The 22,774-nt window shown below is 48.8% G+C and carries 22 protein-coding genes, 1 tRNA gene and 2 pseudogenes; 19 read left to right on the top strand and 6 right to left on the bottom strand.

Annotated features, from left to right (window positions below; genetic code table 11):
• Positions 1–42: 42 nt before the first annotated feature.
• The 9 genes from osmY (at position 43) to mrdA (ending at position 9,544) form a co-directional block, all read left to right on the top strand.
• The gene (gene osmY, locus NR177_RS15465; protein WP_063880899.1) at positions 43–657 is read left to right on the top strand and encodes a molecular chaperone OsmY; all 615 of its coding nucleotides are present in this window, start codon (positions 43–45) and stop codon (positions 655–657) included.
• Positions 658–756: 99 nt separating this feature from the next.
• Entirely contained in the window at positions 757–918 is a 162-nt protein-coding gene (locus tag NR177_RS15460; protein WP_003848537.1) for a DUF1328 domain-containing protein, read from the top strand.
• A gap of 240 nt (positions 919–1,158) precedes the next feature.
• A complete protein-coding gene (locus NR177_RS15455; protein ID WP_063880898.1) occupies positions 1,159–2,208 on the top strand; it encodes a patatin family protein in 1,050 nt (349 codons plus the stop codon).
• Positions 2,205–2,978, top strand: coding sequence for a TatD family hydrolase (locus tag NR177_RS15450; protein ID WP_256853192.1), 774 nt, complete (start codon positions 2,205–2,207; stop codon positions 2,976–2,978). Before NR177_RS15455 ends, NR177_RS15450 begins: the two co-directional genes overlap by 4 nt.
• A gap of 232 nt (positions 2,979–3,210) precedes the next feature.
• On the top strand, positions 3,211–3,990 hold the full coding sequence (gene deoC, locus NR177_RS15445; RefSeq protein ID WP_096011842.1) for a deoxyribose-phosphate aldolase: 780 nt from the start codon (positions 3,211–3,213) through the stop codon (positions 3,988–3,990).
• Positions 3,991–4,049: 59 nt separating this feature from the next.
• Positions 4,050–5,378 (top strand): thymidine phosphorylase, encoded by a 1,329-nt coding sequence (deoA, locus tag NR177_RS15440; protein WP_256853191.1) that lies wholly within the window; start codon positions 4,050–4,052, stop codon positions 5,376–5,378.
• 94 nt (positions 5,379–5,472) lie between these two features.
• The gene (gene deoB, locus NR177_RS15435) at positions 5,473–6,696 is read left to right on the top strand and encodes a phosphopentomutase (protein ID WP_063880894.1); all 1,224 of its coding nucleotides are present in this window, start codon (positions 5,473–5,475) and stop codon (positions 6,694–6,696) included.
• A gap of 33 nt (positions 6,697–6,729) precedes the next feature.
• Positions 6,730–7,443 carry a purine-nucleoside phosphorylase gene (deoD, locus tag NR177_RS15430; protein WP_063880893.1) on the top strand — a complete coding sequence of 238 codons (714 nt, stop codon included), beginning with the start codon at positions 6,730–6,732 and terminating at the stop codon, positions 7,441–7,443.
• Positions 7,444–7,660: 217 nt separating this feature from the next.
• Positions 7,661–9,544: a penicillin-binding protein 2 gene (mrdA, locus tag NR177_RS15425; RefSeq protein ID WP_096011840.1), complete on the top strand. Its 1,884-nt coding sequence runs from the start codon at positions 7,661–7,663 to the stop codon at positions 9,542–9,544.
• On the opposite strand, the gene NR177_RS15420 is transcribed toward mrdA, so the two are convergent.
• Genes NR177_RS15420 through NR177_RS15405 form a run of 4 tightly spaced genes read right to left on the bottom strand, consistent with a single transcriptional unit; the run spans position 9,541 to position 12,457 of the window.
• Positions 9,541–10,251, bottom strand: coding sequence for a GGDEF domain-containing protein (locus NR177_RS15420; protein WP_063880891.1), 711 nt, complete (start codon positions 10,249–10,251; stop codon positions 9,541–9,543). The two genes, mrdA and NR177_RS15420, sit on opposite strands and share 4 nt — an antisense overlap.
• On the bottom strand, positions 10,248–10,652 hold the full coding sequence (locus tag NR177_RS15415) for a DUF1987 domain-containing protein (RefSeq protein ID WP_096011839.1): 405 nt from the start codon (positions 10,650–10,652) through the stop codon (positions 10,248–10,250). The genes NR177_RS15420 and NR177_RS15415 overlap by 4 nt, the downstream gene beginning before the upstream one ends.
• Positions 10,645–11,211: a SiaB family protein kinase gene (locus tag NR177_RS15410; protein WP_063881255.1), complete on the bottom strand. Its 567-nt coding sequence runs from the start codon at positions 11,209–11,211 to the stop codon at positions 10,645–10,647. Before NR177_RS15410 ends, NR177_RS15415 begins: the two co-directional genes overlap by 8 nt.
• 16 nt (positions 11,212–11,227) lie before the next feature.
• Entirely contained in the window at positions 11,228–12,457 is a 1,230-nt protein-coding gene (locus tag NR177_RS15405; RefSeq protein WP_256853190.1) for a SpoIIE family protein phosphatase, read from the bottom strand.
• Between the two features lie 294 nt (positions 12,458–12,751).
• Between NR177_RS15405 and NR177_RS15400 the strand changes: the two genes are divergently transcribed.
• The 10 genes and pseudogenes from NR177_RS15400 (at position 12,752) to NR177_RS15355 (ending at position 20,865) form a co-directional block, all read left to right on the top strand.
• Positions 12,752–12,827 (top strand) — tRNA-Phe (locus NR177_RS15400).
• A 299-nt stretch (positions 12,828–13,126) separates the two neighbouring features.
• Complete coding sequence (locus NR177_RS15395) at positions 13,127–13,426, top strand: hypothetical protein (RefSeq protein ID WP_255474517.1); 300 nt, start codon at positions 13,127–13,129, stop codon at positions 13,424–13,426.
• Between the two features lie 149 nt (positions 13,427–13,575).
• Positions 13,576–13,926 (top strand): annotated as a pseudogene (traF, locus tag NR177_RS15390) (conjugal transfer protein TraF); the annotation flags it as partial.
• Between the two features lie 254 nt (positions 13,927–14,180).
• The gene (locus NR177_RS15385) at positions 14,181–14,525 is read left to right on the top strand and encodes a hypothetical protein (protein WP_256853189.1); all 345 of its coding nucleotides are present in this window, start codon (positions 14,181–14,183) and stop codon (positions 14,523–14,525) included.
• Between the two features lie 638 nt (positions 14,526–15,163).
• Positions 15,164–16,156, top strand: coding sequence for a class I SAM-dependent methyltransferase (locus NR177_RS15380; protein ID WP_256853188.1), 993 nt, complete (start codon positions 15,164–15,166; stop codon positions 16,154–16,156).
• Entirely contained in the window at positions 16,153–16,533 is a 381-nt protein-coding gene (locus NR177_RS15375; protein WP_145395008.1) for a cupin domain-containing protein, read from the top strand. The genes NR177_RS15380 and NR177_RS15375 overlap by 4 nt, the downstream gene beginning before the upstream one ends.
• Entirely contained in the window at positions 16,530–17,573 is a 1,044-nt protein-coding gene (locus NR177_RS15370) for a histidinol-phosphate transaminase (protein ID WP_145395009.1), read from the top strand. Before NR177_RS15375 ends, NR177_RS15370 begins: the two co-directional genes overlap by 4 nt.
• An 8-nt stretch (positions 17,574–17,581) precedes the next feature.
• Positions 17,582–18,922 (top strand): MATE family efflux transporter, encoded by a 1,341-nt coding sequence (locus NR177_RS15365; RefSeq protein WP_145395010.1) that lies wholly within the window; start codon positions 17,582–17,584, stop codon positions 18,920–18,922.
• 22 nt (positions 18,923–18,944) lie between these two features.
• A complete protein-coding gene (locus NR177_RS15360) occupies positions 18,945–20,177 on the top strand; it encodes an acetyl-CoA carboxylase biotin carboxylase subunit family protein (protein ID WP_145395011.1) in 1,233 nt (410 codons plus the stop codon).
• Positions 20,178–20,622: 445 nt separating this feature from the next.
• Positions 20,623–20,865 carry a DNA polymerase III subunit theta gene (locus NR177_RS15355; RefSeq protein WP_145395012.1) on the top strand — a complete coding sequence of 81 codons (243 nt, stop codon included), beginning with the start codon at positions 20,623–20,625 and terminating at the stop codon, positions 20,863–20,865.
• 160 nt (positions 20,866–21,025) lie between these two features.
• On the opposite strand, the gene NR177_RS15350 is transcribed toward NR177_RS15355, so the two are convergent.
• Both NR177_RS15350 and NR177_RS15345 read right to left on the bottom strand, forming a co-directional pair.
• Complete coding sequence (locus NR177_RS15350) at positions 21,026–22,150, bottom strand: lysogenic conversion protein (RefSeq protein WP_255474518.1); 1,125 nt, start codon at positions 22,148–22,150, stop codon at positions 21,026–21,028.
• Between the two features lie 48 nt (positions 22,151–22,198).
• A pseudogene (locus NR177_RS15345) lies at positions 22,199–22,705 on the bottom strand (DUF4113 domain-containing protein); the annotation flags it as partial.
• Between the last annotated feature and the right edge of the window lie 69 nt (positions 22,706–22,774).

Below are 22,774 nucleotides of genomic sequence, written 5' to 3'. Positions count from 1 at the left end.
CCCACAGTTTTGGGCGAGTTAACAGATAGAAGGATGATATCGATGCACACAACGAAGATTACTAAAACATTGATGGCTGCGATGATCGGTACTGCTCTGCTGAGCGGAAGCGCATTTGCAGAGGAATCCGCGTCTCAGAAAGCGTCACAGACGGCTGACAGCGCCGGTTCTAAAATCGACAGCTCAATGAAATCAGTGGGCGGCTTTATGGATGACAGCGCCGTGACCGCCAAAGCGAAAGCGGCCCTGGTTGATGACGACTCCATCAAAAGCACCGACATTTCTGTCAAAACCCATAAGGGCGTGGTGACGCTGAGCGGTTTTGTCACCTCACAAGACCAGGCTGAAAAAGCCGTGGCCGTGGTGAAAAAAGTGGAAGGCGTGAAATCCGTCAGCGACAAACTGCACGTGAAAGACGCAAAAAACCAGTCAATGAAAGGTTATGCCGGTGACGCTGCTACAACCAGCGAAATTAAAGCTAAGCTATTAGCTGATGACATGGTTCCTTCACGTAACGTGAAAGTTGAAACCACGGATGGTGTGGTTCAGCTCTCAGGTGAAGTGGCGAATCAGGCACAGTCTGACCGTGCTGAGAGCATCGCTAAAGCTATCGAAGGCGTAAAAAGTGTTAAAAATGACCTGAAGGTCAAGTCTTAACACGACCCGGTGCGGCTTCCCCGCGAGGCCGCACTGATAAAAATACCCATCGTTGGGATGAAACAAGCAGTTCAATATTAAATGGTGAAGGAGAGGCTTATGTTTCGTTGGGGCATTATTTTTCTGGTGATTGCACTGATCGCTGCTGCATTAGGTTTTGGTGGCCTGGCCGGTACCGCAGCCTGGGCCGCTAAAGTGGTCTTCGTGGTGGGTATTATTCTGTTCCTCATCAGCTTGTTCACTGGCCGTAAAAAGCTATAGCGATGATCCAGACAGTTTAATGCTGGCGTAGCCAGTATTAAACGGAGACCAGTTATTTGTAGCGAATGTTATTGTGAAGCAAAGGATGCTTCATATTCGCAACGATGTGTTAAACGGCGCAACGCCAATAGCACAATTTATGGACACCATAGCTGGTTCTCCGTGCTAGTATCGACCCACAATTCTACTCCCTGCATTCCCTACATTTGTCTATCGGGAACCCAATCTGAGGTCGGTACATTGGGTATACGTATTCCCGTGACGCTGGGGGCGATTGAACCCCTTGCTCTCACACCTTTTAAAGCCAGGAAAATCGCCTTAGTCTGCGAGGGCGGCGGTCAACGCGGCATCTTTACCGCTGGCGTTTTAGATGAGTTTCAGCGGGCTAAATTCAACCCCTTCCAGTTACTGCTTGGCACCTCAGCCGGGGCACAGAACCTGTCTGCCTTTGTGTGTGCACAGCCGGGCTACGCACGTCGGGTCATTACGCGCTATACCACCAGCAAGCTGTTTTTCGATCCGCTACGTTTCTTACGCGGGGGCAATCTTATTGACCTCGACTGGTTGATCGATATTACCCGAAGTGAATTTCCCCTGGCGATGAGCAGTGCCGAAACGCTGTTTGCGAACGGGCGCGAATTCTATATGTGTGCCTGTCGCAGTGATGACTATGCGCCCAGTTATTTTGCGCCCACCAGCGATAACTGGCTGGAAATTATTAAAGCTTCCAGTGCGATTCCGGGCTTTTATCGGCTGGGCGTGGATCTGGAAGGAATAAGCTATCTGGATGGCGGCGTCAGTGACGCGATTCCCGTCCGGGAGGCCGCAAAACGCGGCGCGGATACCATTGTGGTGATCCGCACCGTGCCCTCTCAGATGTTTGACACGCCGCGCTGGATGACGCGCATGGAGCGCTGGTTCAACGGCAGTGCGCTGCAGCCGATGATCAATATCCTGCATCATCACGAGCAGAGCTACCGTGAAACCCAGCAGTTTATTGAGAAGCCACCGGGTGATTTACGCATCATCGAAATCTTCCCGCCGCGCGCCTTAGCCAGTAACGCGCTGGGCAGCCGGGTCGCTTCGCTCAATCAGGACTACCATCTTGGACGTCGCTGTGGCCGCTATTTTATGGCCACGCTTGGCCAGTGGCTGAGCGATGCCGAACCCGCAACCGGGCTGGATATCGTGTTGCCATCAGCGCCGGTGGCGAATGAACCGGAGCGCGCGGCGGTGATCACGCCGTTGGCAGGCAACGATGATGCCTACAGTAAAGGTTCGCTGGCATGAGGTTTGTGGATACCCACTGCCACTTTGATTTTCCGCCGTTCGTGGATGAGGTCGACGCCAGTCTGCGCCAGGCCGCGAACGCGGGCGTTGAAAAAATTATTGTGCCGTCAGTGGAGGCCGGGCGCTTTGACCTGGTTTGCCAGTTAGCTCGCAGGCATCAGGCCCTTTATGCTGCCCTGGGGCTGCATCCGATTGTGATTGAACATCATAAAGAGCCGCACCTCGCTGAGCTTGAAAGGTTGCTGCAACAGCGGCCCGCTAAACTGGTCGCCCTCGGTGAAATCGGTCTGGATCGTTATCGTGAAGAGCCCCATTTTGATCAGCAGACATATTTTCTGGATGCGCAGCTGAAGCTGGCGAAACGTTACGATCTGCCGGTGATCCTGCACTCGCGCCGCACGCACGATCAACTGGCGTTGCATCTGCGCCGTCACGATCTTCCGCGCCGCGGCGTCGTGCACGGTTTTGCCGGTAGCCTGCAACAGGCACAGGCGTTTATCAAACTCGGCTATGCGATTGGCGTGGGCGGCACCATTACCTATCCCCGAGCCAGTAAAACCCGGCAGACCATTGCGCAGCTACCGCTCTCCTCGCTGTTGCTGGAGACCGATGCACCGGATATGCCCCTCAACGGTTTTCAGGGACAGCCTAACCGGCCAGAGCGTGCCTTTCAGGTGTGGCAGGTGTTGTGTGAACTGCGTGACGAATCGCCCGACACGATCGCCGATGCGCTATGGCATAACAGCCACAGCCTTTTTCTTCTTCCGTAATCCCGCCGGTTTACCCCTTTCTCACCAAAATGTTATAATAGTAACATTCTCAGTGCTGGCTTATACTGGGTTGACTCGGCCGGATAGCGTGCATTAATCCACTTTCTTGTTAGATATTGCAGTTGTTTCATACTTTGATGTGACGTATGGCACATATTACCCGGCCCCGAATTGTTACTATTATCACATGCAAGGGTGATTCAACGATTCACCCCATGTTCTGGAGATCGCTATGACCGATATCAAACAGCAGGCCCTGCGCGCGCTGAAACTGATGGATTTAACCACCCTGAATGAAGATGACACCGATGAGAAAGTGATTGCACTGTGTCATCAGGCTAAATCCCCGGCGGGCAATACCGCAGCCGTCTGCATTTATCCGCGTTTTATTCCCATTGCCCGTAAAACACTGCGTGAGCAGGGAACCCCGGATGTGCGTATTGCCACCGTGACCAACTTCCCCCACGGCAATGACGACATTGAGATTGCGCTGGCCGAAACCCGTGCGGCTATCGCTTACGGTGCTGACGAAGTGGACGTGGTTTTTCCGTACCGCGCGCTGATGGCGGGCAATGCCCAGGTGGGTTTTGATTTGGTGAAGGCGTGTAAAACCGCCTGCGCTGACGCCAATGTCCTGCTGAAAGTAATTATCGAAACCGGCGAGCTGAAGCAGGAAGCGCTGATTCGTCAGGCCTCAGAAATTGCCATTGACGCCGGGGCTGACTTTATCAAAACCTCAACCGGTAAAGTGGCGGTAAACGCGACGCCAGAGGTGGCGCAGATCATGATGAGTGTGATCCGCGATAAAGGCGTTAAAGCGCAGGTCGGTTTTAAACCTGCCGGTGGTGTGCGCACGGCGGAAGACGCCGCCATCTATCTGCAACTGGCAGAAGATACGCTGGGCGCTGACTGGGCTGATGCGCGCCACTTCCGTTTTGGTGCCTCCAGTCTGTTGGCAAGCCTGCTGAACACGCTTGGACACAGCAGCGATACTCGTCAGTCAGGCTACTGATATTTCTGGGCGGCATCCGGCCGCCTTTTCTCCTCTTTCCCTGACGTAAGGGGGCAACTTTGTACCTCGCACAAGAAATCATTCGAAAAAAACGTGACGGCCACGCGCTGAGTGAAGACGAGATCCGTTTCTTCATTAACGGCGTGCGCGATAACAGCGTTTCCGAAGGACAAATTGCCGCACTGGCAATGACCATTTATTTTCACGATATGTCGCTAGCGGAACGGGTGGCGCTGACGATGGCGATGCGTGACTCAGGCACTGTGCTGAACTGGAAATCCCTGAACCTCAACGGGCCGGTGGTCGACAAGCACTCCACGGGCGGCGTCGGCGATGTCACGTCGCTGATGCTGGGGCCGATGGTGGCCGCCTGTGGCGGTTATATCCCGATGATCTCAGGTCGCGGGCTGGGGCACACCGGCGGCACCTTAGACAAGCTCGAAGCGATTCCTGGTTTTGATATTTTCCCCAGTGATGACCACTTCCGCCAGACCATTAAACAGGTTGGCGTGGCGATTATCGGCCAGACCAACTCCCTGGCGCCGGCGGACAAACGGTTCTATGCCACACGTGATATCACGGCCACCGTGGATTCCATTCCGCTGATCACCGCCTCGATCCTGGCGAAAAAGCTGGCCGAGGGCCTGGATGCATTGGTGATGGATGTCAAAGTCGGCTCAGGCGCATTTATGCCGACCTATGAGGCGTCTGAAAACCTGGCGCAGGCCATTGTCGGCGTGGCCAATGGTGCGGGCTGCCGAACCACGGCGCTGTTAACAGATATGAATCAGGTGCTGGCCTCCACGGCCGGTAACGCGCTGGAAGTGCGTGAAGCGGTGCGCTTCTTAACCGGTGCGCAGCGTAACCCGCGCCTGCTGGAAGTGACGCTGGCGCTGTGCAGCGAAATGCTGATCTCCGGCAAACTGGCAGAAAATGATGCTGAGGCACGCGAAAAATTAATGACGGTGCTGGATAACGGCAAGGCTGCAGAGGTGTTTGCCCGCATGGTGGCGGCGCAAAAGGGCCCGAGCGATTTTGTTGAGCGCTACGACAGCTATTTACCTGCGCCGACGATGAGCAAAGCGGTTTATGCCGACAGCGCGGGCTGTGTTACCCATATGGATACCCGCGCGCTGGGCATGGCGGTGGTAGCGATGGGCGGTGGACGCCAGCGCGCCAGCGATGCCATTGATTACAGCGTCGGGTTGAGCGACATGATTACCCTGGGTGAGCAGGTGGATGCCTCCCGTCCGTTAGCCGTTATTCATGCCAGCAGCGAAGCGCACTGGCAGCAGGCCGCTGCCGCCGTAAAAGCGGCCATCACGCTGGGTGACAGCGCGCCAGCGGCCACGCCCGTCGTGTATCGCCGGGTGACTGAGGTGGGTTAACGCGGATAGCGACTGTATACCGCACAGGATTCGGGTATACTGATCTGATCGCTTTTTTTTGACTTGTCGCGCGCTTTTGGCGCAGGAGACTGGCATGAAACGTGCTTTTATTATGGTGCTGGATTCCTTTGGAATCGGTGCCAGCAAAGATGCCGATAAATTCGGTGATGCAGGTTCAGATACGTTAGGTCATATCGCAGAAGCCTGTTTTAACGGTCAGGCGGATAAAGGTCGTAAAGGGCCGCTGCACTTACCGAATCTGACCGCGCTGGGGCTGGGCAAAGCGGCAGCGCTTTCAACCGGGCGTTTTCCGCCGGGACTGGACCCTGAGGCTAAGATTACGGGCGCTTATGCTTACGCCCGTGAACTGTCATCTGGCAAAGATACGCCGTCAGGCCACTGGGAAATCGCTGGTGTGCCTGTGCTGTTTGACTGGGGTTATTTCAGTGATAAGCAGAACAGCTTCCCGCAGGAACTGCTGGACAAACTGGTGGAACGCGCCGGTTTACCGGGCTATCTCGGTAACTGTCACTCATCGGGTACGGTGATCCTCGACCAGTTGGGCGAAGAGCACATGGCTTCCGGTAAGCCGATTTTCTACACCTCGGCGGACTCGGTATTCCAGATCGCCTGCCACGAAGAAACCTTCGGGCTGGAGCGGCTGTATGAACTGTGTGAAATCGCCCGCGAAGAGCTGACCGAAGGCGGCTATAACATTGGCCGGGTCATTGCCCGTCCGTTTGTGGGTGACAAAGCAGGCAGCTTTGAGCGCACAGGCAATCGCCACGATTTGGCCGTCGAGCCACCATCGCCGACCATGCTGAAAAAGCTGGTGGACGAAAAGGGCGGTCATGTGATTTCGGTCGGTAAAATTGCCGATATCTATGCCGAGCAGGGCATCACGAAAAAAGTGAAAGCCACCGGGCTGGACGCGCTGTTTGATGCGACCATTCAGGAAATGAAGACTGCGCCGGATCAGGCGATTGTGTTCACCAATTTTGTCGACTTTGATTCCACCTGGGGCCATCGCCGCGACGTTGCGGGTTACGCGGGCGGGCTGGAGCTGTTCGATCGCCGTTTGCCAGAGCTCATGGAATGGGTCAAAGAGGATGATATTTTGATCCTTACGGCGGATCACGGTTGCGATCCGACCTGGCAGGGCACCGAACATACGCGCGAGCACATCCCGATCTTAATTTACGGACCAAAGGTTGAGCCGGGATCGCTGGGCTATCGTGAAACCTTTGCCGATATCGGCCAGACGATCGCGCACTATTTTGACCTGTCCCCCATGGACTACGGCAAGAACATGCTGTAAAAACAGCGAAATTTTTAAAAAGGATAGAGAATTATGGCAACTCCTCACATTAATGCAGAAATGGGTGATTTCGCAGACGTCGTACTGATGCCGGGCGATCCGCTGCGTGCGAAGCACATTGCAGAAACCTTTCTGGAAAATGCCGTTGAGGTGAATAACGTGCGCGGCATGCTGGGTTATACCGGCACCTACAAAGGCCGCAAAATCTCGGTAATGGGCCACGGTATGGGTATTCCCTCCTGCTCCATCTATACGAAAGAGCTGATCACCGAGTTTGGCGTGAAGAAAATTATCCGTGTGGGTTCCTGTGGTGCCGTGCGTGCCGATGTGAAACTGCGTGATATCGTTATCGGCATGGGCGCGTCTACCGACTCGAAAGTCAACCGCATGCGCTTCAAAGATCACGATTTTGCCGCGATTGCGGACTTCGATATGGTGCGTAACGCCGTTGATGCGGCTAAAAATCTGGGCGTCGACGCGCGCGTAGGGAATATCTTCTCTGCCGACCTGTTCTACACGCCCGATCCGCAGATGTTTGACGTAATGGAGAAGTACGGCATTCTCGGCGTTGAAATGGAAGCTGCAGGCATTTACGGCGTAGCCGCCGAGTTTGGTGCGAAAGCGCTGACTATCTGCACCGTGTCGGATCATATCCGTACCCATGAGCAGACCACTGCGGCAGAACGTCAGACAACCTTTAATGACATGATTAAGATTGCGCTGGAATCAGTACTGCTGGGTGATTAAACCCCGACGTCATTAATGTCATCCTTAACCCGGCAGCGCGCTGTTGCCGGGTTAACGCGTCAGAAAATTTACGCTTCCCGTTCTTTTCGCAACATTCTCATCAAATGACACACTTTTCATCAGGCTTGTGCATCTTGGCACTGGCAAGGATCGCTTATGTCACTATCATGAAGACGAACAATAAATAACAATATGCCAGACTGAAAATACCTGCCTGATGAATTTCCGAAATTTCGACGCTGAAGAGAAGTTATTTGTACGCCGTGCCGTGATGGCATTTGTGCTGGTCTGCATCTGCTTCACCATTCTTGGTTTAAACCTGTATCGCCTGCAGGTACGCGATCACAGCTATTACCAGACACGTTCAAATCAAAACGACATCAAGATGATCCCTATCGCGCCCACGCGCGGGCTGATTTTTGACCGTAACGGCATTCCGCTGGTGCGCAACGTAACCTGGTACGACATCACCATCACCCCGTATAAAGTGGATGATATGAAAGACGTGCTGCGCCAGCTCACGCCGCTTATCGATCTGACCCCGGACGATATAGAACGTTTTCAGCACGATCTTCACCAGAGCAGCCGCTATAAGCCGGTTATCCTCAAAGAGGAACTCACCGACGAAGAGGTGGCGCGCTTTTCGGTAAACCAGTTTCGCTTTACCGGCGTCAGCATTGATACCTATCAGGACAGAGAATATCCCTATGGGGCCGATCTGGCACACGTCATCGGCTACGTTTCTAAAATCAATGACAACGACTACAAACGGCTGAATGCAGAAGGTATTGCAGAAAACTACGCGGCTGACCACAACATCGGTAAACAGGGGATTGAAGGCTATTATGAATCCCTGCTGCACGGTAAGCCGGGTTATCAGGAAGTGGAAGTGGATAACCATGGGCGCATTGTCCGGGTGCTGAAAGAAGTGCCCCCGGTGGCGGGTAAGAACATCACCCTGACACTGGACCTGCATCTGCAGCAGTATATTGAAAGCCTGCTGGCCGGGCAGCGCGCCGCGTTGCTGGTGGAGGACCCTCACGACGGCTCCGTGCTGGCCATGGTTTCCAGCCCCAGCTACGATCCTAACCCGTTTGTGAAAGGCATCAGCTACAAGGCCTACAAAACGCTGCTGCAGGATAAAAATCTGCCGCTGATCAACCGTGTCACGCAGGGCCTTTATCCCCCGGCTTCCACCGTAAAACCCTATATGGCGATGTCTGCGCTGTTAACCCATGTGATTACCCCGCAAACCACCTTTTTTGGTGGGCCGACATGGACCTTACCGGGCACCGATCGTCGCTATCGTGACTGGAAAAAAAGCGGGCACGGCACGCTCGATGTCACCAAAGCTATCGAAGAGTCTGCCGACACCTTCTTCTATCAGGTGGCCTTTATGATGGGCATCGATCGTATTCACACCATGCTCAGCAAATTCGGTTACGGTCAGCCCACGGGCATTGACCTGAACGAAGAGTACAGCGGGCTGCTACCGAGCCGCGACTGGAAAATGAAAGTGCATAAAAAGCCGTGGTATCAGGGCGATACGGTGTCGGTGGGGATTGGGCAGGGCTACTGGATTGCCACCCCGATACAGATGGTGAAAGCGCTGGTGACGTTAATTAATAATGGCCGGGTGATTGCGCCGCATCTGCTGGAAAAATCGCAGCGCGGCACCAGCGTTCAGCTCTATCAGGCTAAACTGCCCCAGGCGCAGGTTGGCGATCCGCATTCACCGTACTGGTCACTGGTGCGGCATGCCATGTTTGGCATGGCCAACGCACCGAACGGGACAGGCTATAAATATTTCCATACTGCGCCCTACGGCATTGCTGCGAAAAGCGGGACATCGCAGGTATTTAGCCTGAAAGAAAACCAGACCTATAACGCCAAAATGATTCCGGTACGGCTGCGCGACCATACGTTTTACACTGCCTTCGCGCCCTTCAACGATCCCAAAGTGGCGGTGGCCCTGATTCTGGAAAACGGCGGAGGTGAAGGCGTGGTTGCCGCGCCGGTCATGCGCCAGCTGCTTGACCATATCTTCCTGCCGCCGACCACCACACCGCCGGTCGAGGTGGTACAGCATCGGGCAGGCTAGCGGAAGAATACCCGATTACGCCCGTGCTTTTTGGCATCGTAAAGCGCCGCATCGGCATGGGTATACAGCGTTTCAAACCGGGTGCCCGCCGCGCCCCAACTGACGCCGAGGCTGGCCGTGACCAGCCGCTCTGGCAGGGCATTAAGCGGCGAGGCGTTTAATGAGGCAAGAATGGCCCCGGCAACGATCACCGCATCACCCAGCCAGGTATTGGGTAACATGATGGTGAACTCTTCACCGCCGATACGGCCGATGCTGGCCATGTCGGGCGTATTACGCTGAATGCGCTGCACCAGCTCGCAAATCACCTTATCTCCGACGGGATGCCCGTATTCATCATTGATGCGTTTAAAAAAGTCGATATCGAGGATGATTAAGGCCGCTGGTGTTTGATCCAGCGTGTCGCTGATGCGTTGAATAATGGCGCTGCGGTTCCAGACATTGGTCAGGGGATCGTGCGTGGCTTTGTACTCCAGCTCTGTTGCCAGCTCGTTAAGTTGTTCATTCACCCGGTTCAGCTCACGCTCTGCCCGATCGCTGCGCGAGATTAGCCGGTAGGTTTCCCGCATCAGCCGCTGGTAGTGGCTGTTAAGCTGCAGCAACGCCTGGCGATACTCTTCGGCGTGCAGGCTTTGCTGTGCCGCGATATGGCTGGCCTGATTGAGTGCCTGGGTTTCTTCCAGAAACAGCTCGTTAAGTTGCGTCATTGGCGCTGTTCCGCATGCAGCTTCACGGTTAATGCGGTGAAATCCAGCGACAGCTCCTCACCAAACTCTTCCGAAACGTCGTCTTCGGCATCGTAGAACCAGTTGAGTATTATCGTGCAGCCGTTCTGCGCCAGCCTGTTGAACTGATCGAACAGCCCAAACAGCATCTTGGTGCTTGAGCTGTTGAAATAGCTCAGGTCAATATTCACCTCTGCCGGTTGGCTGGCCTGCGGCTGCCAGCACTCCAGCGCGCTTTGCAGCGGCCGGTAAAAGGCGGCGGCGTTCTCTGGCCAGGATTCTCCTTTCAGGGAGAATCGGTGGGCCGCAAAGTCAAACTCTACGGCGGGCGTACATTCAGTGGCGGTAAGTTGAATGGTTTGCATAAGGGTTTCTTCAGTCATGGCAGATAGTGGCCTTTAACCAAAAGGCAGAGAGCTCGCTGGCCTCCAGTGGCTGGAAACAATATTCCAGCGGTTCACTGACGTCGCGCGCCAGGGTAAGCAAGCCGATATTTGCGCCTTTGCTCCAGACCGGACTCTCAGCGCGTAAACGGTTTCGATAAGCTTGTTTAATTTCATCCGCATTCATCACCCGCAGCGAATCCAAATCACCGCGCAGCTGATGAGTGGCGTCACTGGCGACCAGGTTAGCGCTTTCCAGATAGTAGCGACCATCATCGTAGCGCAGGCTCAATGAACCAAAGCGATACAGCTGATCGTTATGGCTCAGCGCCCGGCTGTCCTGAGAGTAACGTAAAATGTTTTGTGCAATCTCGACAAAGCTGGAGAACAGGCGCCGTCTGACCTTTTGCGACTGCTCATGGTTTTCCAGAAACAGTTTGACTACTTCACCCATTGCCGTGATGTTCTGGGGTGAAAAAAAGCCGGTGTACTGTAGTGCAATAAGGCCGGACTGCGATTCGGTATTGAAGGGCAGACCCCGTAGTGACTCGTTTTTCATTTTCTTCCCGGTGCGGTCAATAGCGAAAGCCAAACCAGGTGACGTCATCGCGTCGCGCCTGGTTACCTTGCCAGCTTAAATAATCTTGCTGAAACGCCAGTGATAATTGCGGCATGGGCAACTGCTGATAACGCATCAGCAGAGACTGGATGCGCTTATTACCAAACATGATATTGCGCTCGCCACCCGGCTGGTCGGTGACGCCATCTGTCAGCACAAACAGCATGTCGCCACGGTTAAACGCTAAGCTCTGCTCAGGCCAGTGATAGTCTTCTGGCGTATCGGTATAGCCGACGCCGACGCGATCCTGACTGAGCGAGGTAATTTCTTTACTGATGTGGCTGAGCATAAACGCCTGGGTTCGGGCGCTGGCCCAGCGCAGCTGATGCCGCTCGGTATCGACCGATATCACGATGGCATCGCAGCCGTCGTTAGAGAGTGACGTTTGCTGGGAGGCATTCAACTGGCCGAGCGTTTGTTTGATATGGTGGTTAAGGGCATGCAGGATGCTGGCCGGGGCCTGGAGATCGGCCTCGCGCAGCGCGTTTTCCAGCGCAGACTGCAAAATCACCGTCATAAAGGCACCGGGAATCCCATGACCTGTGCAGTCGGCGATCACCGCCAGCCAGCCGCTGTCGTGACGGTGAAAGGCATAATAATCGCCACCCACGCCGTCACGCGGTTGCCAGTACAAACACCAGTCGTCGAGCAGAGAGGCGATTAACTGGTTGGAGCGGTCCAGCATCGCGTCCTGAATCACCCGCGCATAATCAATGCTCTGTAAAATCTGCTGATGCTGGCGCGCCTGCAAATCGGAGACGCGGCGAATCAGATCGATCCCTAAACCAATGCCGATAAAGTGCCCGTGCTCGGTCAGGATAAACCCATCGGCCACAGACTTATCGCCGTTAGCCACCACCTGCTGTGCAACGCTTTCCAGGGTATTTTCCACGTCAATCACCAGCGGGAACTTATCCATAAAGGCGATACAGCTTTTGCGGTCATAGAGTTCGGGGAAAAACGGGCGCGCCATCTGCGACAAAAAGATGTGGCGGTTAATCATGCCAAACGGCTTGCCGTTTTCAACCACGGGCAGGCCGATAAGATCTTTATGCTCGGCAAACAGCGCCATCACGGCACGGTTATCCGTGTCGGGGCTGACAAAAGGAACATCAATGCAGAGCACCCGTGCGTCATAACGGCTTGAGGCGGAAATCACAGTATTCACAGAGGCGGGTAACTGCATGATGCGGCTCTTGATTGTCCAGGAATAATCTTAGAGTAATGAGCGCAGATGACGGATTTATGGCAAAAAAACGGTTGGGAAAAAGAGCGCGGATAAATCGTGGATAAAGCAAAATAGCAGCGAAAAATCGCCTGTCAGAGGGCGTTCGGCAGCGCGAAAATCCGGTGTCTTTTTGAGCGCATCGCTAAATTTTCGTCCGTGACAATCCGGGTTGATGGAAAACCCGTCAGTTGATTTCATTTTTGTGAAAAGCGTTTGACGCTGGGGCCTGCATAAGGTTTAATGCGCCCCGTTGCCCGAATAGCTCAGTCGGTAGAGCAGGGGATTGAAAATCCCCGTGTCCCTGGTTCGATTCCGGGTTCGGGCACCACAAATTTGAAACCCTCGCTTCGGCGGGGGTTTTTGCGTTGGGGGGGTTTTAAAGCTGTATTTCAGTGGGTGAGTGAGCTTGGTTTAGGTGATGGTAAGGTTTTGATTTCCGGGATTGGGTGATAGTCGAGATTTCTACGAAAGGATGCGCGGAGCAGACGGGCGGTGATAGCACTGATGAGCAATGCCTCCATCGCCGAGAGCAACAAGCAGGTTCGGCATAGATAAGCTCGTACTAAATTACAGAAATGCATTAATGGAGATCACTAACCAAGTTTATTAGTAAGAGGAAACTACATAATGAGACGTGTATTATTTTTAGGCATCTTTTATCCCGCTTTGGCATTTTCAAACACTCCCGGTTTTATGACATCCGAAGTTGAATGCCTCAATAACAATACGATTCCTTTCATAAGCACAACAACTCCAGCAAATAAAATCGTCGAAGATGCATACATTAAATGTAAGCCGGAACTGGATGCCTGGTCAAAATCTCGTGAAATGCTTCCTGAAGAAATGAGAGAAAGCCAATATAAAGAGTTCCATGATTTTTATATAAGAATGATCGAGAAAAGACGGGCATATGGCGCTAAGAAATAGTGTAAATTGCTCAAAAAGCATAAGTAGGTTTTACAATTAACGGACCGGATCTTATTGGACTTACTAACTATTTGAAATAAATGGATGAATGTTAAATAGGAAATTCATGTAAAAATACATGTGCTCCTTGTTCATTCAAGCTAACTAAGGATGCCATAGGGCGAACCAGCGTGGCATCTTCAGGTTATCTAGCCGCTGCGCTGGCAAACCTCGCGCTGATGACCCGCCACAATACGAGTCATGACGTCGAACTCATCTTGCCGGGAGTGGGTGCACAAATCAGCAATCCGGATAGCCTGCGTGACGGACTGGACAAGGTAAAAAGCACCTTTGACGATTTCTGCGATTCAGCCGGAATCGAGATCAGCTCTCGACAGGCGGCAGCGCTGAAAAAAGCCCTGCAGGACGTTGACGGCGACAGCGGGCATGCCAGTGCTGATCTTTCTGCGGTAATTGCCATTCCTAATGACGCTATCCCATTCGTCTTTGTGGCCAGGGGCACGAGCTGCCGGGTGCATCCTGCCCCTAAACCGGAGAATGCCATGTCAAAAAAAAGTACTTACTCTTTCTGCCATTGTGCTGGCGACCACGCTTACAGGCTGCAGCAGCTTCGTGAGCGGTATTGGCAAGTCTGGTTCGCTGTATGACGGTCATCCAATTCCTTCAGATGTAAAAGGCCAGACCACACCGGAAAAAACGCAATCAGGTCAGCGATGCCTGTGGCCCAATTGCCATACCGGCCGATACGGTGGCGATGCGTCTGAAAGAAAAGTTTGGCTTCGTCTCAGACGGGGATGGGGCTGCCGCACGCAACAGCGGACAGGGGAATGCGGGCTGGTCAGCCTCGGCCATTTCAGAGGGCACCAGCTGGTCGGCAGAGCCCGGCAACTATTACCGTATGTCCAGGAACTGGGCCGGAAATGACAGGCTGACGATTGAGGTTCACCGGACGTTCAAAGGCACGGGCGCCACCGGCAACAAAGCCGGGAGCTTTGTTGTATCAACGTATATCTCATCCGATCCGACGCACGTCACTGATGCCTGGACTAAACGTCTTTTCAGTCAGATTCATGCGGCGGCATGCGGTGAAGCGGAGTAACGCTGTCCTCAGGCACCGGATTGTCCGGTGCCTGAGAACGAACAAAGAGCATGCTGACTATGAGATATTCTGCGCAGAGCATGCACATAGTAATTGCGGTGCTCCCTTTACTAGACGTGACCATATTTACTACTGGCTCAGGGGGGGCCTGTGTATAACGTATTGCTCTGCCATCAGGTAGACCCAAAAGTATGAAAAATAACGACAGGTACACAGATACGCAGAAGAGTATCCGGATTAAGGGGCTTTTTGCTGACGGCGTGCAGAAATACAGATTAGAGAAAAAAACCAATCGTGGCATGAGTGCATTGCTTATATGATAAAAAAAATCAAGCCAATGAGTTTTTATGTTATTAATTATAAAAAAAACAGGATTTAATTCCAAATTGAAGGAATGATTAAGTGGGTTTGATGTAAAAATATGACTTTACAAATCTATACATTCAGTGTTTTTATGATTGCGAGTTAGATTTGCGACAGAAAATATTTCAAAAATAAAACATATCAGCCACACTCAGGCTGAGACATCGCTTCGATATTTGATTAATAAAACCCTGGGATAAGTGGACTTCGCATAACATCGTGAAGTATCAGTACAGAACGACATACGAGACCTTAATTTAAAAAGGATATCATTAATGTTGGCTTCCCATATTTTTAACGGATATATCGGCTCCCACCTATGCTATCACCTTTCACGTGAGGGGATCCTAGATTTATTTAAAGATAAAAGCACGCTAAGTAAATCAGAAATAAATGACGCAAATTTTTCCGGAACACGCTTGGAAAATATCAGGTTAATCATTGACTATGCTGTTAAATTTGGAATGTTCCATGAGAATGATGAACAGTACCGGTTAACTGAGTTAGGTAATGACATACGGAAAAATATTGGTTTTTTCACATGGGCCGTTGGCGGATATGGTAGTTTCTTAAGAAACTTTACTGACATAAGTAAAGAAAAAGAAATGACCATGAGCAGCATGATTGATGGTGCAAATGTAGCATTAGGTTCTCGCCAGGCTAATAAGCAGTTCATGTGGGATATTATCATCGAAGAATTATCATCACTTCAAACAAGGAGCTTTGCCGATTTAGGCTGCGGCGCGGCAGGTGCGCTTATAGACATTTGTAGAAAATTTGATGGGGTTACTGGGACTGGCATTGACATTAGTGCAAAAGCAATCGACTCCGCTAAAATAAACATTGAAAAAAACAATCTTAAAGGCAGAGTCGAAGTCATCAATCAGAATGTCCTTGATGCAATTGATTCACCATATCTGATAGATAAATTCTCCCGCGTTGATACAGTATTATCCTTCATGATGATGCATGATCTGTTTAATATTAAAAATCCCGTGGAGATACTTAAGAAGTTACAGTCGACATTCCCTAATGCAAAGACCTTTATCATTGCGGATACCTTTTTATCTGAAGAAAAATCATTAAAGCATGATACTCCTATTTTTACCTATGGATTTGAGTACGTTCATCACTTTATGAAAATAAAATTATTCCACAAAGAACAATATTTGAGATTTTTTTCAGAGGCAGGCTTTTCCTTGGAGCGGGTCACATATCTAAATGTACCTAACACATATTTGTTTGTGTTACACAGGGACTTTGCATGAAAAATAAAAAAGCAGTTACAGACCTCCCTCTGATGCTCCTGGTTGAGGGTCATCATAATAAAGTGCCTTTCTTTATCACGAAGGAAATGTTTTATGGCGTTCCTTTTGAACTGGCAGGAGGTGATATTTCTGGTCTGGTTGATAAACCAGTGGCGGACACCCATAAACATGAAGTAGACGAAATCTACTTCCTCATTTCACCTTTACCAGGTGAGGCCGTTATTGATGTTACCATCAATATGGAAACGACCACTTATTCCTCACCTGCAGTTATTCATGTACCTGCAGGGCACGAGCATAAGTTCATAACAAGAAGGGCAGGAAAAGGCAGTTATTGTTTTGGCATTTTATATAAAAAGGACGAGGTGGCTGTATGAATTTCAATGCCAGTGATGTGCATGTATCTCACCGACTACATCTGAACGAAAGTGACAGCGGTAATCTTGACGATTTCCGGGAGGTATTCTGTGATGAGTTTAGTAAGATAAGCACATATCCTGACCCTGGTAATACAGAGATGATAAATGCTATTTCACGTCATTATCTGATATCTCCTGACCAGATAGTGCCTGGCAATGGTGTAGATGAGATAATTCTTCTTCTTTGCCTGACTTTACTTAAAAAAAAGAAAAGCATTATTACAAGTATGTCTACTTTTCCTGGCTATGAAACTGCAGCCAGAGTCTGTGGGGGAAGTGTCATTCATACTGAACTTTCCGGCAGTCTTAAATGTTGTATTGATAACTTTGTTAAAAGTGTAAATCAGGATACGTCGGTTGCTTTCCTGTGTAATCCCCATAATCCGACCGGGTCTGTACTAACCAGATCTGAAGTGATTTCTTTCATTGAAAAAATGAATGAACTGAATGTAATCCCTGTAATAGATGAGGCTTATATTCAGTTCGCTGATGAAGATCGGCACTCAGTTCTGAGCTATATAGCGGATGGAGGAAATGCCATTGTACTGCGTACATTCTCAAAAGCATATGGGCTGGCGGGGCTGAGAGTTGGTTTTGCTTTTGGAGCAGAGCAGCTCATCAAAGATGTTGCCAATACTGCACTGGCTTTACCTTTCAGAATTAACAGATTTGCTCAGAAAATGGTTCCTATTATTCTGCAACATAATGATATTTTTCTGAAAAACATATTAAAAACTAAAGGCTGGATTCAGTATATAGAATCGCAGTTTGTTTCATGTGGTATTGAGTTTATTCCTTCCAGTACAAATTTTGTCTGTTTCAGGCCTCCACAGGGGGGCTGCGAATATACAGAGGCTGCGGCCGCTGTAGGGGCAGCGATGAGAGACTGTGGCCTTTTTGGCCTTCCGGGATGGGTTAGGGCGTCGGTAAGTTCACAGCAGGATGCTGATCTGCTCCTGTCTTTAACAGGAAGACATCATAACGAAGCAAGCAGGTAACGTTCGCCATGATAAGATTTAAACTATCCGGGAAATATCGTGAGATAGTACGTACTTCTTTTCCGTTTATGCTCCTGATGATGTCACAGAGCATTAACAGTATAGTAGATATGTTTATCGTAGGCCGTATTGGCATGGATGCTATTGCGGCTGTTGGTCTCTGTGGTTTCATCTTTTCAATCATGACTAGTGGAATTACTGGGATAATGATTAGTGTACAGACAGAGGTCGCTAAAAGTGTCGGTTCCAACCGTTCAGATATGGCGATTAATGCTTTGCACAGCGCTCTGATTGTGGCTGTTTTACTTGGGGCTGGAGTGATCGGTTTGAGTTACTTACTTCCCTCTGTGCTTATTCTTTTTATACATGATCACTACCTGCTGGCAAACTGTATCAGTTACCTGCATATGCTTTCATTTGCTGCTCCTGCTATTGGAATGGTCAGAGCTTTAAGGGGATATTACGCAGCTATTGGAGAGAACAGAATCAGCGTTATTATTATCTTATTAATTTATTTCTTTAACTTTATTATTGGTTTTACACTCGTGTACTCAGGTTATGGCATCTCCGGCGCCGGGGCGGGAACAAGTCTCGCTTTTTACATTGGTGCATTATCATTTCTTATAAGCGGTAAATTCCTCCCGCAAAAATATCATTTTTTCAAAATACATGATGCGTTCAGTAAAATAAAATCGATATCGTCGCTTTCATTTTATGCGGGTTCTCAGCAGTTATTCTTCTCAGGGGGATTTGCTGTGATGTTCGTCATAGCAGGACAAATGAACGCTCCGTCTCTTGCCGTCATCACCGTCCTGAATAATTTAATGCTGCTCAGCATTACTCCATTAATCGGAATGGGTATGGCCTCCGCAGTATATGTCAGTAAATCGATTGGGGCCAAAAGACTGAAGGATGCAGAAGAATGGGGGAATATTGCATTAAAAATGGGAATGGTGATATTCATAATCCAAATGCTAATCCTGATCAATCCTCACCAGGTGATGAGTGTATTCATTAAAGATATCAGAATAGTCAATGATTATGTGTGGCTGTTCAAAATTACTGTTGTTATGGTAATTTCTGAAGTATTTGCCCAGATTTTAAAATTTTCAATGTTCGGTGCTGGCTATAACAAAAAAATTGCAATAACGACCATCCCTCTACAGTGGCTCCTTTTCATCCCGAGTGCGCTTTATTTTTGCGTATATCATCACTATGACATCGCATTTTTATGGTTTTTATTTCTCGCCTATCGAGCTATTGAGGCCATTTGTATGTTCATAATATGGAAAAAGAAAAATTGGCTGCCCGCAGATGCTGAATATAAACCCCAGGAAACTGTCAACTGATGTCTGACAAAAAGGATCAATCATGAACTTACTTATTATTGATTATGAGGCACTGAACACAAATCCGGTGACAGACTGGTATAAGGGACATGATTGTTATCTTATTACGTCTGAGCAATCATTTCGTTCTATGGATGAGAAGACCCGGTCATCTTTTAAAGAGATCGTCGCCATAAACAGTTTTCATCCTGAAAATGATGATTTGATTTTTTATCATGCCGAACAATTAAAAAATCATGTAAAATTTGACCACATTATTGGTGTGAGAGAATTTGACCTCTTACCAGCAGCGGTTATAAGGAATAATTGGTCTCTTCCGGGGGCCAGTATCGAATCTATTGAGGCTTATCGTGACAAAGGTATAATGAAGAAAATACTGAAAGAAAAGCTCATTTCAGTACCTGACTTTAAAATTATCACTACAGCAATAGATATTATTGATTTTATCAAGGATAATGGCTATCCCGTATTACTAAAACCCCGTACATCCAAAAGAGCTAGAGGTATTAGTGTACTCCATAATGATAATGACCTCTACCATGCCCTCCATAAGGGACTAAAACAATCATCAGAAGACCTTGTAAATATGATGGTTGAAGAGTTCGTTTCCGGTCCCATGTACCATATTGACGGCGTAGTCATTAATAATGAGATAAAATTCATCTGGCCTTCACTGTATGTATCTAACTGTATGGGGTTCCCAGATGGTGACTATATATCTAGTTGTCTTCTTTCACCAGATGATGATTTATATATTCCACTTGTGGAATATGTCAGTGAATGTATTTCTGCACTACCTTCCCCGGTCAATTTTGCTTTTCATGCCGAGGTTTTTTACTGCACTGATGGAACACTGAAATTATGCGAAATTGCTGCCAGAGCGGGAGGTGGACCTGTTATGACGTCAATTGAAACGGTATTTAATTTCAATCCTAAAGAAACAGCATTCATGGCTTATCTGGATGCTAAAGTTAAACCCCCAGTAATAAAGAAAGAACCTGAAAATCTGTGTGGGTGGATAATAATTCCCAATAATATGACCGATGCTTATATTGAAAATATACCCGAATCATGCCCTTTCCCTCAGGTTACAAATTATAAAATATTTACAAAGAATGGAGATTATTTTTCTGATGAAAGACAGGTTGTTGCTGAGGTGTCGTTACATGGGAAAAACTCAGAGGAAATAATCAGTTCTATTTCCGAAATAATGAAGTGGTTTTACTGCCATACACAATGGTCTGCGAGAGTTTGATGGGGGATATCCCCCTGCATTCCAAACCCAACACAATGGAAAACACCTGTCTATAACCTGGCCCCACGGAAAGCAGTAACGCCGGGGGGCTTTTTCCGTGCCTAAACCCTGCCGGAGAGCTGAAACTAAGGGCCGCTTGGGAAACGGAAAATATTGTACTTGTACTCCGACTTTTTTAACACGATTAACTTTAGCAGCAGGATATACTCCTGCTCTATACGGGGTGGATGAGGTAAATCCGATAGGACAAGGGCGATAGTGTAAAAGCAATAACCACTGATGTAAAAAATACGTAAAGGATTTATCTTGCTGAATTTTTTATATTACTTTTATAAAAAAAGGGCGCAGGGATACTCTCTTGGCTTTTCTAAAATCTTCATATAAAGCCACAGATTAATCTTGAAAAAAAACTTTCCTGATATGATTTTTTCAGGGTGGGCTTCATATGTCACATAACATAGCAGCAAAAAGCAAAGAAGAGTGGGATAAGGTCAACGTGCATCTGGCTGCATCAGGGGTTGCTTATAAAGAACGCATGAACCTGCCGGCGATTCCTCAGGAAGTCGAGAGACAGCAACCGGAAGAGCTTCAGGAATACTTCAGACAAAGACTGCAGCACTACAGAAACGAAGCCTTGAAGTTTCCGCGTGGAACGGACCCTGTCTATCAGAAGGAGGAAGGAAAATAGTGTATAAGCCAAGAACATGTCCCTTTTGCAACTTTTATGGCATAAGAAAAAACCCAAACGGCAAATGGTCCTGCGATAAATGCGGACTTGAATGGGCTCCTGATCAGGACAAGCGCGAAACCCCGTAGATGCGGGGTTTTATTTTCTGCCTTTTACTTATTCAGTCTCGGATATATTCACCTTCATGATAATCAACATTTACAGTTATTGTCGAAATGATAGGCCCCTGACCTGATAAAACAAAATTTACAAGATTTTCGAAACGGGGTTGCCAATATTTTTTATGTCTAGGCCAACGTCGCAAAATAAAATGCTCTTCATGCGATAAAAATCTAAGCGAGTTTAAATGATGGGTCATCAAACTAAGGCCGTTGATGATGTCAGGAATATCTCCAGATGAATTATAAAAACGTCTTTGGCAGTTATAGCCTTTCATTGTTACGGACTGGTAACTTGTTAGCAAGTCATCTATCATTTTTGACCATTCGCACGTCCTGTCAATTGCACCATTGTCAAATTTCACTTCTTTTCCCATGCTTTGAGACTGAAGCATTTCATGGATGACAGCATCTAAGTAATTACTTGTCACACCGAGACTTTTGCTTGTTAAACTTTCTGGCCAACCAATAACATAAGGATCTGTATTTTTAGGTGCTTTGTAGTTCCATTTTTCATGTTTTGGCATCATAAGATACTTCGCACAATCAGCGAGTCCAGGTGTATTGCCTCCGAGCGTATACGATCCTATATCAGCACCAGACGCTTTTGTACCAGGATACAAGGTCAGCTCTTTATTCCGGTTAACTGATTCAAGTAGTTTCCTTTCTTTTTCTGTTGAAGGACCATCGGGTAGTACATTATTTTTATCTGCGCATTTACCTTGTAACAAAACGGCGCGCACTCTTTTGAAACTATTTTGATTATCAAATTCATTGAAAATAAACAGAAGGTCTGCCAGCTCACAGTTCAGGACTTCATCCTTGCCTGGTCTAACGTTTGGCTGTGTAGCATTTCCGCTGATTGCAGATAAACTGCCATAAACACGTTTGTAATTGCTTACTGTGAATTTAGCCTGAGGTGTCCCATCAACCCAAACTGAGTTTGCGGTGACTTTGATATGAGGATTGTTATTTAAGTATTTTGTTTTAACTTCAGATACAATGTGATCAAGCGTTTCTACAGAATGTAGATTTCGTAGCCCCCATCGTTCAAGTGAGGCTCTCTTATTGTGTTTCTTGTTTAAATAAACCTCGCTCCATTTCTTCCAGCTTAAAGGATTCGTCATCGTATTCATTCCATAGAAGTTTGCGAATAATCATCATATATGGATTGTCTAGAGTCTGGCGACAGGAATATCACTCCAGCGCGTTGTAGTATAGGCTGGTGAAAGCATCTCGCGCTTCATTTGCCAAGCAGGCGCTATGCCCCTTCCGGCAAACCAGATATTCCCTATCCCGGTCTGATTAATATGGCCAATCACCTGCATCAGAGGCTTGCTGTTCGCTCTCGGTTGAACTTCGTCAAAGAGGTTGAGCTGGGCAACACCTGAGGGAGTGAAGTCGTTCAGCATAACGCCTGCCTTGGCATAGCGATGGCCGCTTATCCACACCCGATCAAGAGCTCTCATCGCAGCCTCTATAATGTCTCTGGAATCCTGGCTGGGCGAAATCAGTATCTCTGAAGCCACATTCCCGTAGTAAGTCTCACCGGGCGAAAAAGGTGAGGTTTTGATGAATGCACAAACCTGTTTGTAGTATTGTTTTTTTCCCCTCAATTTAACTGCCGCCCGTTCGGCATGCTGGCAGATTGCCTGCCTCATGTGTTCATATTCTTTGACCTGCCCCCAGGATTAGATACAACCTTCAGTTAGTAATGTCAGTTGGTTTTTCTTCAAATTTCCCGTTTCGCC

It is taken from the genome of Pantoea sp. Fr+CA_20 (assembly GCF_024520835.1).
In the GTDB taxonomy this organism is placed as follows: domain Bacteria; phylum Pseudomonadota; class Gammaproteobacteria; order Enterobacterales; family Enterobacteriaceae; genus Pantoea; species Pantoea allii.
This window is presented reverse-complemented; position numbering and strand designations above follow the sequence as displayed.

What these genes read in the sequence shown, in the direction of transcription:
- NR177_RS15375 (WP_145395008.1), top strand. Translation starts at nt 16,153, where the DNA reads ATGAAAAATAAAAAAGCAGTTACAGACCTCCCTCTGATGCTCCTGGTT.
- NR177_RS15355 (WP_145395012.1), top strand. Translation starts at nt 20,623, where the DNA reads ATGTCACATAACATAGCAGCAAAAAGCAAAGAAGAGTGGGATAAGGTC.
- NR177_RS15365 (WP_145395010.1), top strand. Translation starts at nt 17,582, where the DNA reads ATGATAAGATTTAAACTATCCGGGAAATATCGTGAGATAGTACGTACT.
- deoD (WP_063880893.1), top strand. Translation starts at nt 6,730, where the DNA reads ATGGCAACTCCTCACATTAATGCAGAAATGGGTGATTTCGCAGACGTC.
- NR177_RS15415 (WP_096011839.1), bottom strand. Translation starts at nt 10,652, where the DNA reads ATGACTGAAGAAACCCTTATGCAAACCATTCAACTTACCGCCACTGAA.
- NR177_RS15420 (WP_063880891.1), bottom strand. Translation starts at nt 10,251, where the DNA reads ATGACGCAACTTAACGAGCTGTTTCTGGAAGAAACCCAGGCACTCAAT.
- deoC (WP_096011842.1), top strand. Translation starts at nt 3,211, where the DNA reads ATGACCGATATCAAACAGCAGGCCCTGCGCGCGCTGAAACTGATGGAT.
- osmY (WP_063880899.1), top strand. Translation starts at nt 43, where the DNA reads ATGCACACAACGAAGATTACTAAAACATTGATGGCTGCGATGATCGGT.
- NR177_RS15385 (WP_256853189.1), top strand. Translation starts at nt 14,181, where the DNA reads ATGCGTCTGAAAGAAAAGTTTGGCTTCGTCTCAGACGGGGATGGGGCT.
- NR177_RS15410 (WP_063881255.1), bottom strand. Translation starts at nt 11,211, where the DNA reads ATGAAAAACGAGTCACTACGGGGTCTGCCCTTCAATACCGAATCGCAG.
- NR177_RS15380 (WP_256853188.1), top strand. Translation starts at nt 15,164, where the DNA reads ATGTTGGCTTCCCATATTTTTAACGGATATATCGGCTCCCACCTATGC.
- NR177_RS15350 (WP_255474518.1), bottom strand. Translation starts at nt 22,150, where the DNA reads ATGACGAATCCTTTAAGCTGGAAGAAATGGAGCGAGGTTTATTTAAAC.
- NR177_RS15370 (WP_145395009.1), top strand. Translation starts at nt 16,530, where the DNA reads ATGAATTTCAATGCCAGTGATGTGCATGTATCTCACCGACTACATCTG.
- NR177_RS15360 (WP_145395011.1), top strand. Translation starts at nt 18,945, where the DNA reads ATGAACTTACTTATTATTGATTATGAGGCACTGAACACAAATCCGGTG.
- NR177_RS15405 (WP_256853190.1), bottom strand. Translation starts at nt 12,457, where the DNA reads ATGCAGTTACCCGCCTCTGTGAATACTGTGATTTCCGCCTCAAGCCGT.
- NR177_RS15395 (WP_255474517.1), top strand. Translation starts at nt 13,127, where the DNA reads ATGAGACGTGTATTATTTTTAGGCATCTTTTATCCCGCTTTGGCATTT.
- deoB (WP_063880894.1), top strand. Translation starts at nt 5,473, where the DNA reads ATGAAACGTGCTTTTATTATGGTGCTGGATTCCTTTGGAATCGGTGCC.
- mrdA (WP_096011840.1), top strand. Translation starts at nt 7,661, where the DNA reads ATGAATTTCCGAAATTTCGACGCTGAAGAGAAGTTATTTGTACGCCGT.
- NR177_RS15450 (WP_256853192.1), top strand. Translation starts at nt 2,205, where the DNA reads ATGAGGTTTGTGGATACCCACTGCCACTTTGATTTTCCGCCGTTCGTG.
- NR177_RS15460 (WP_003848537.1), top strand. Translation starts at nt 757, where the DNA reads ATGTTTCGTTGGGGCATTATTTTTCTGGTGATTGCACTGATCGCTGCT.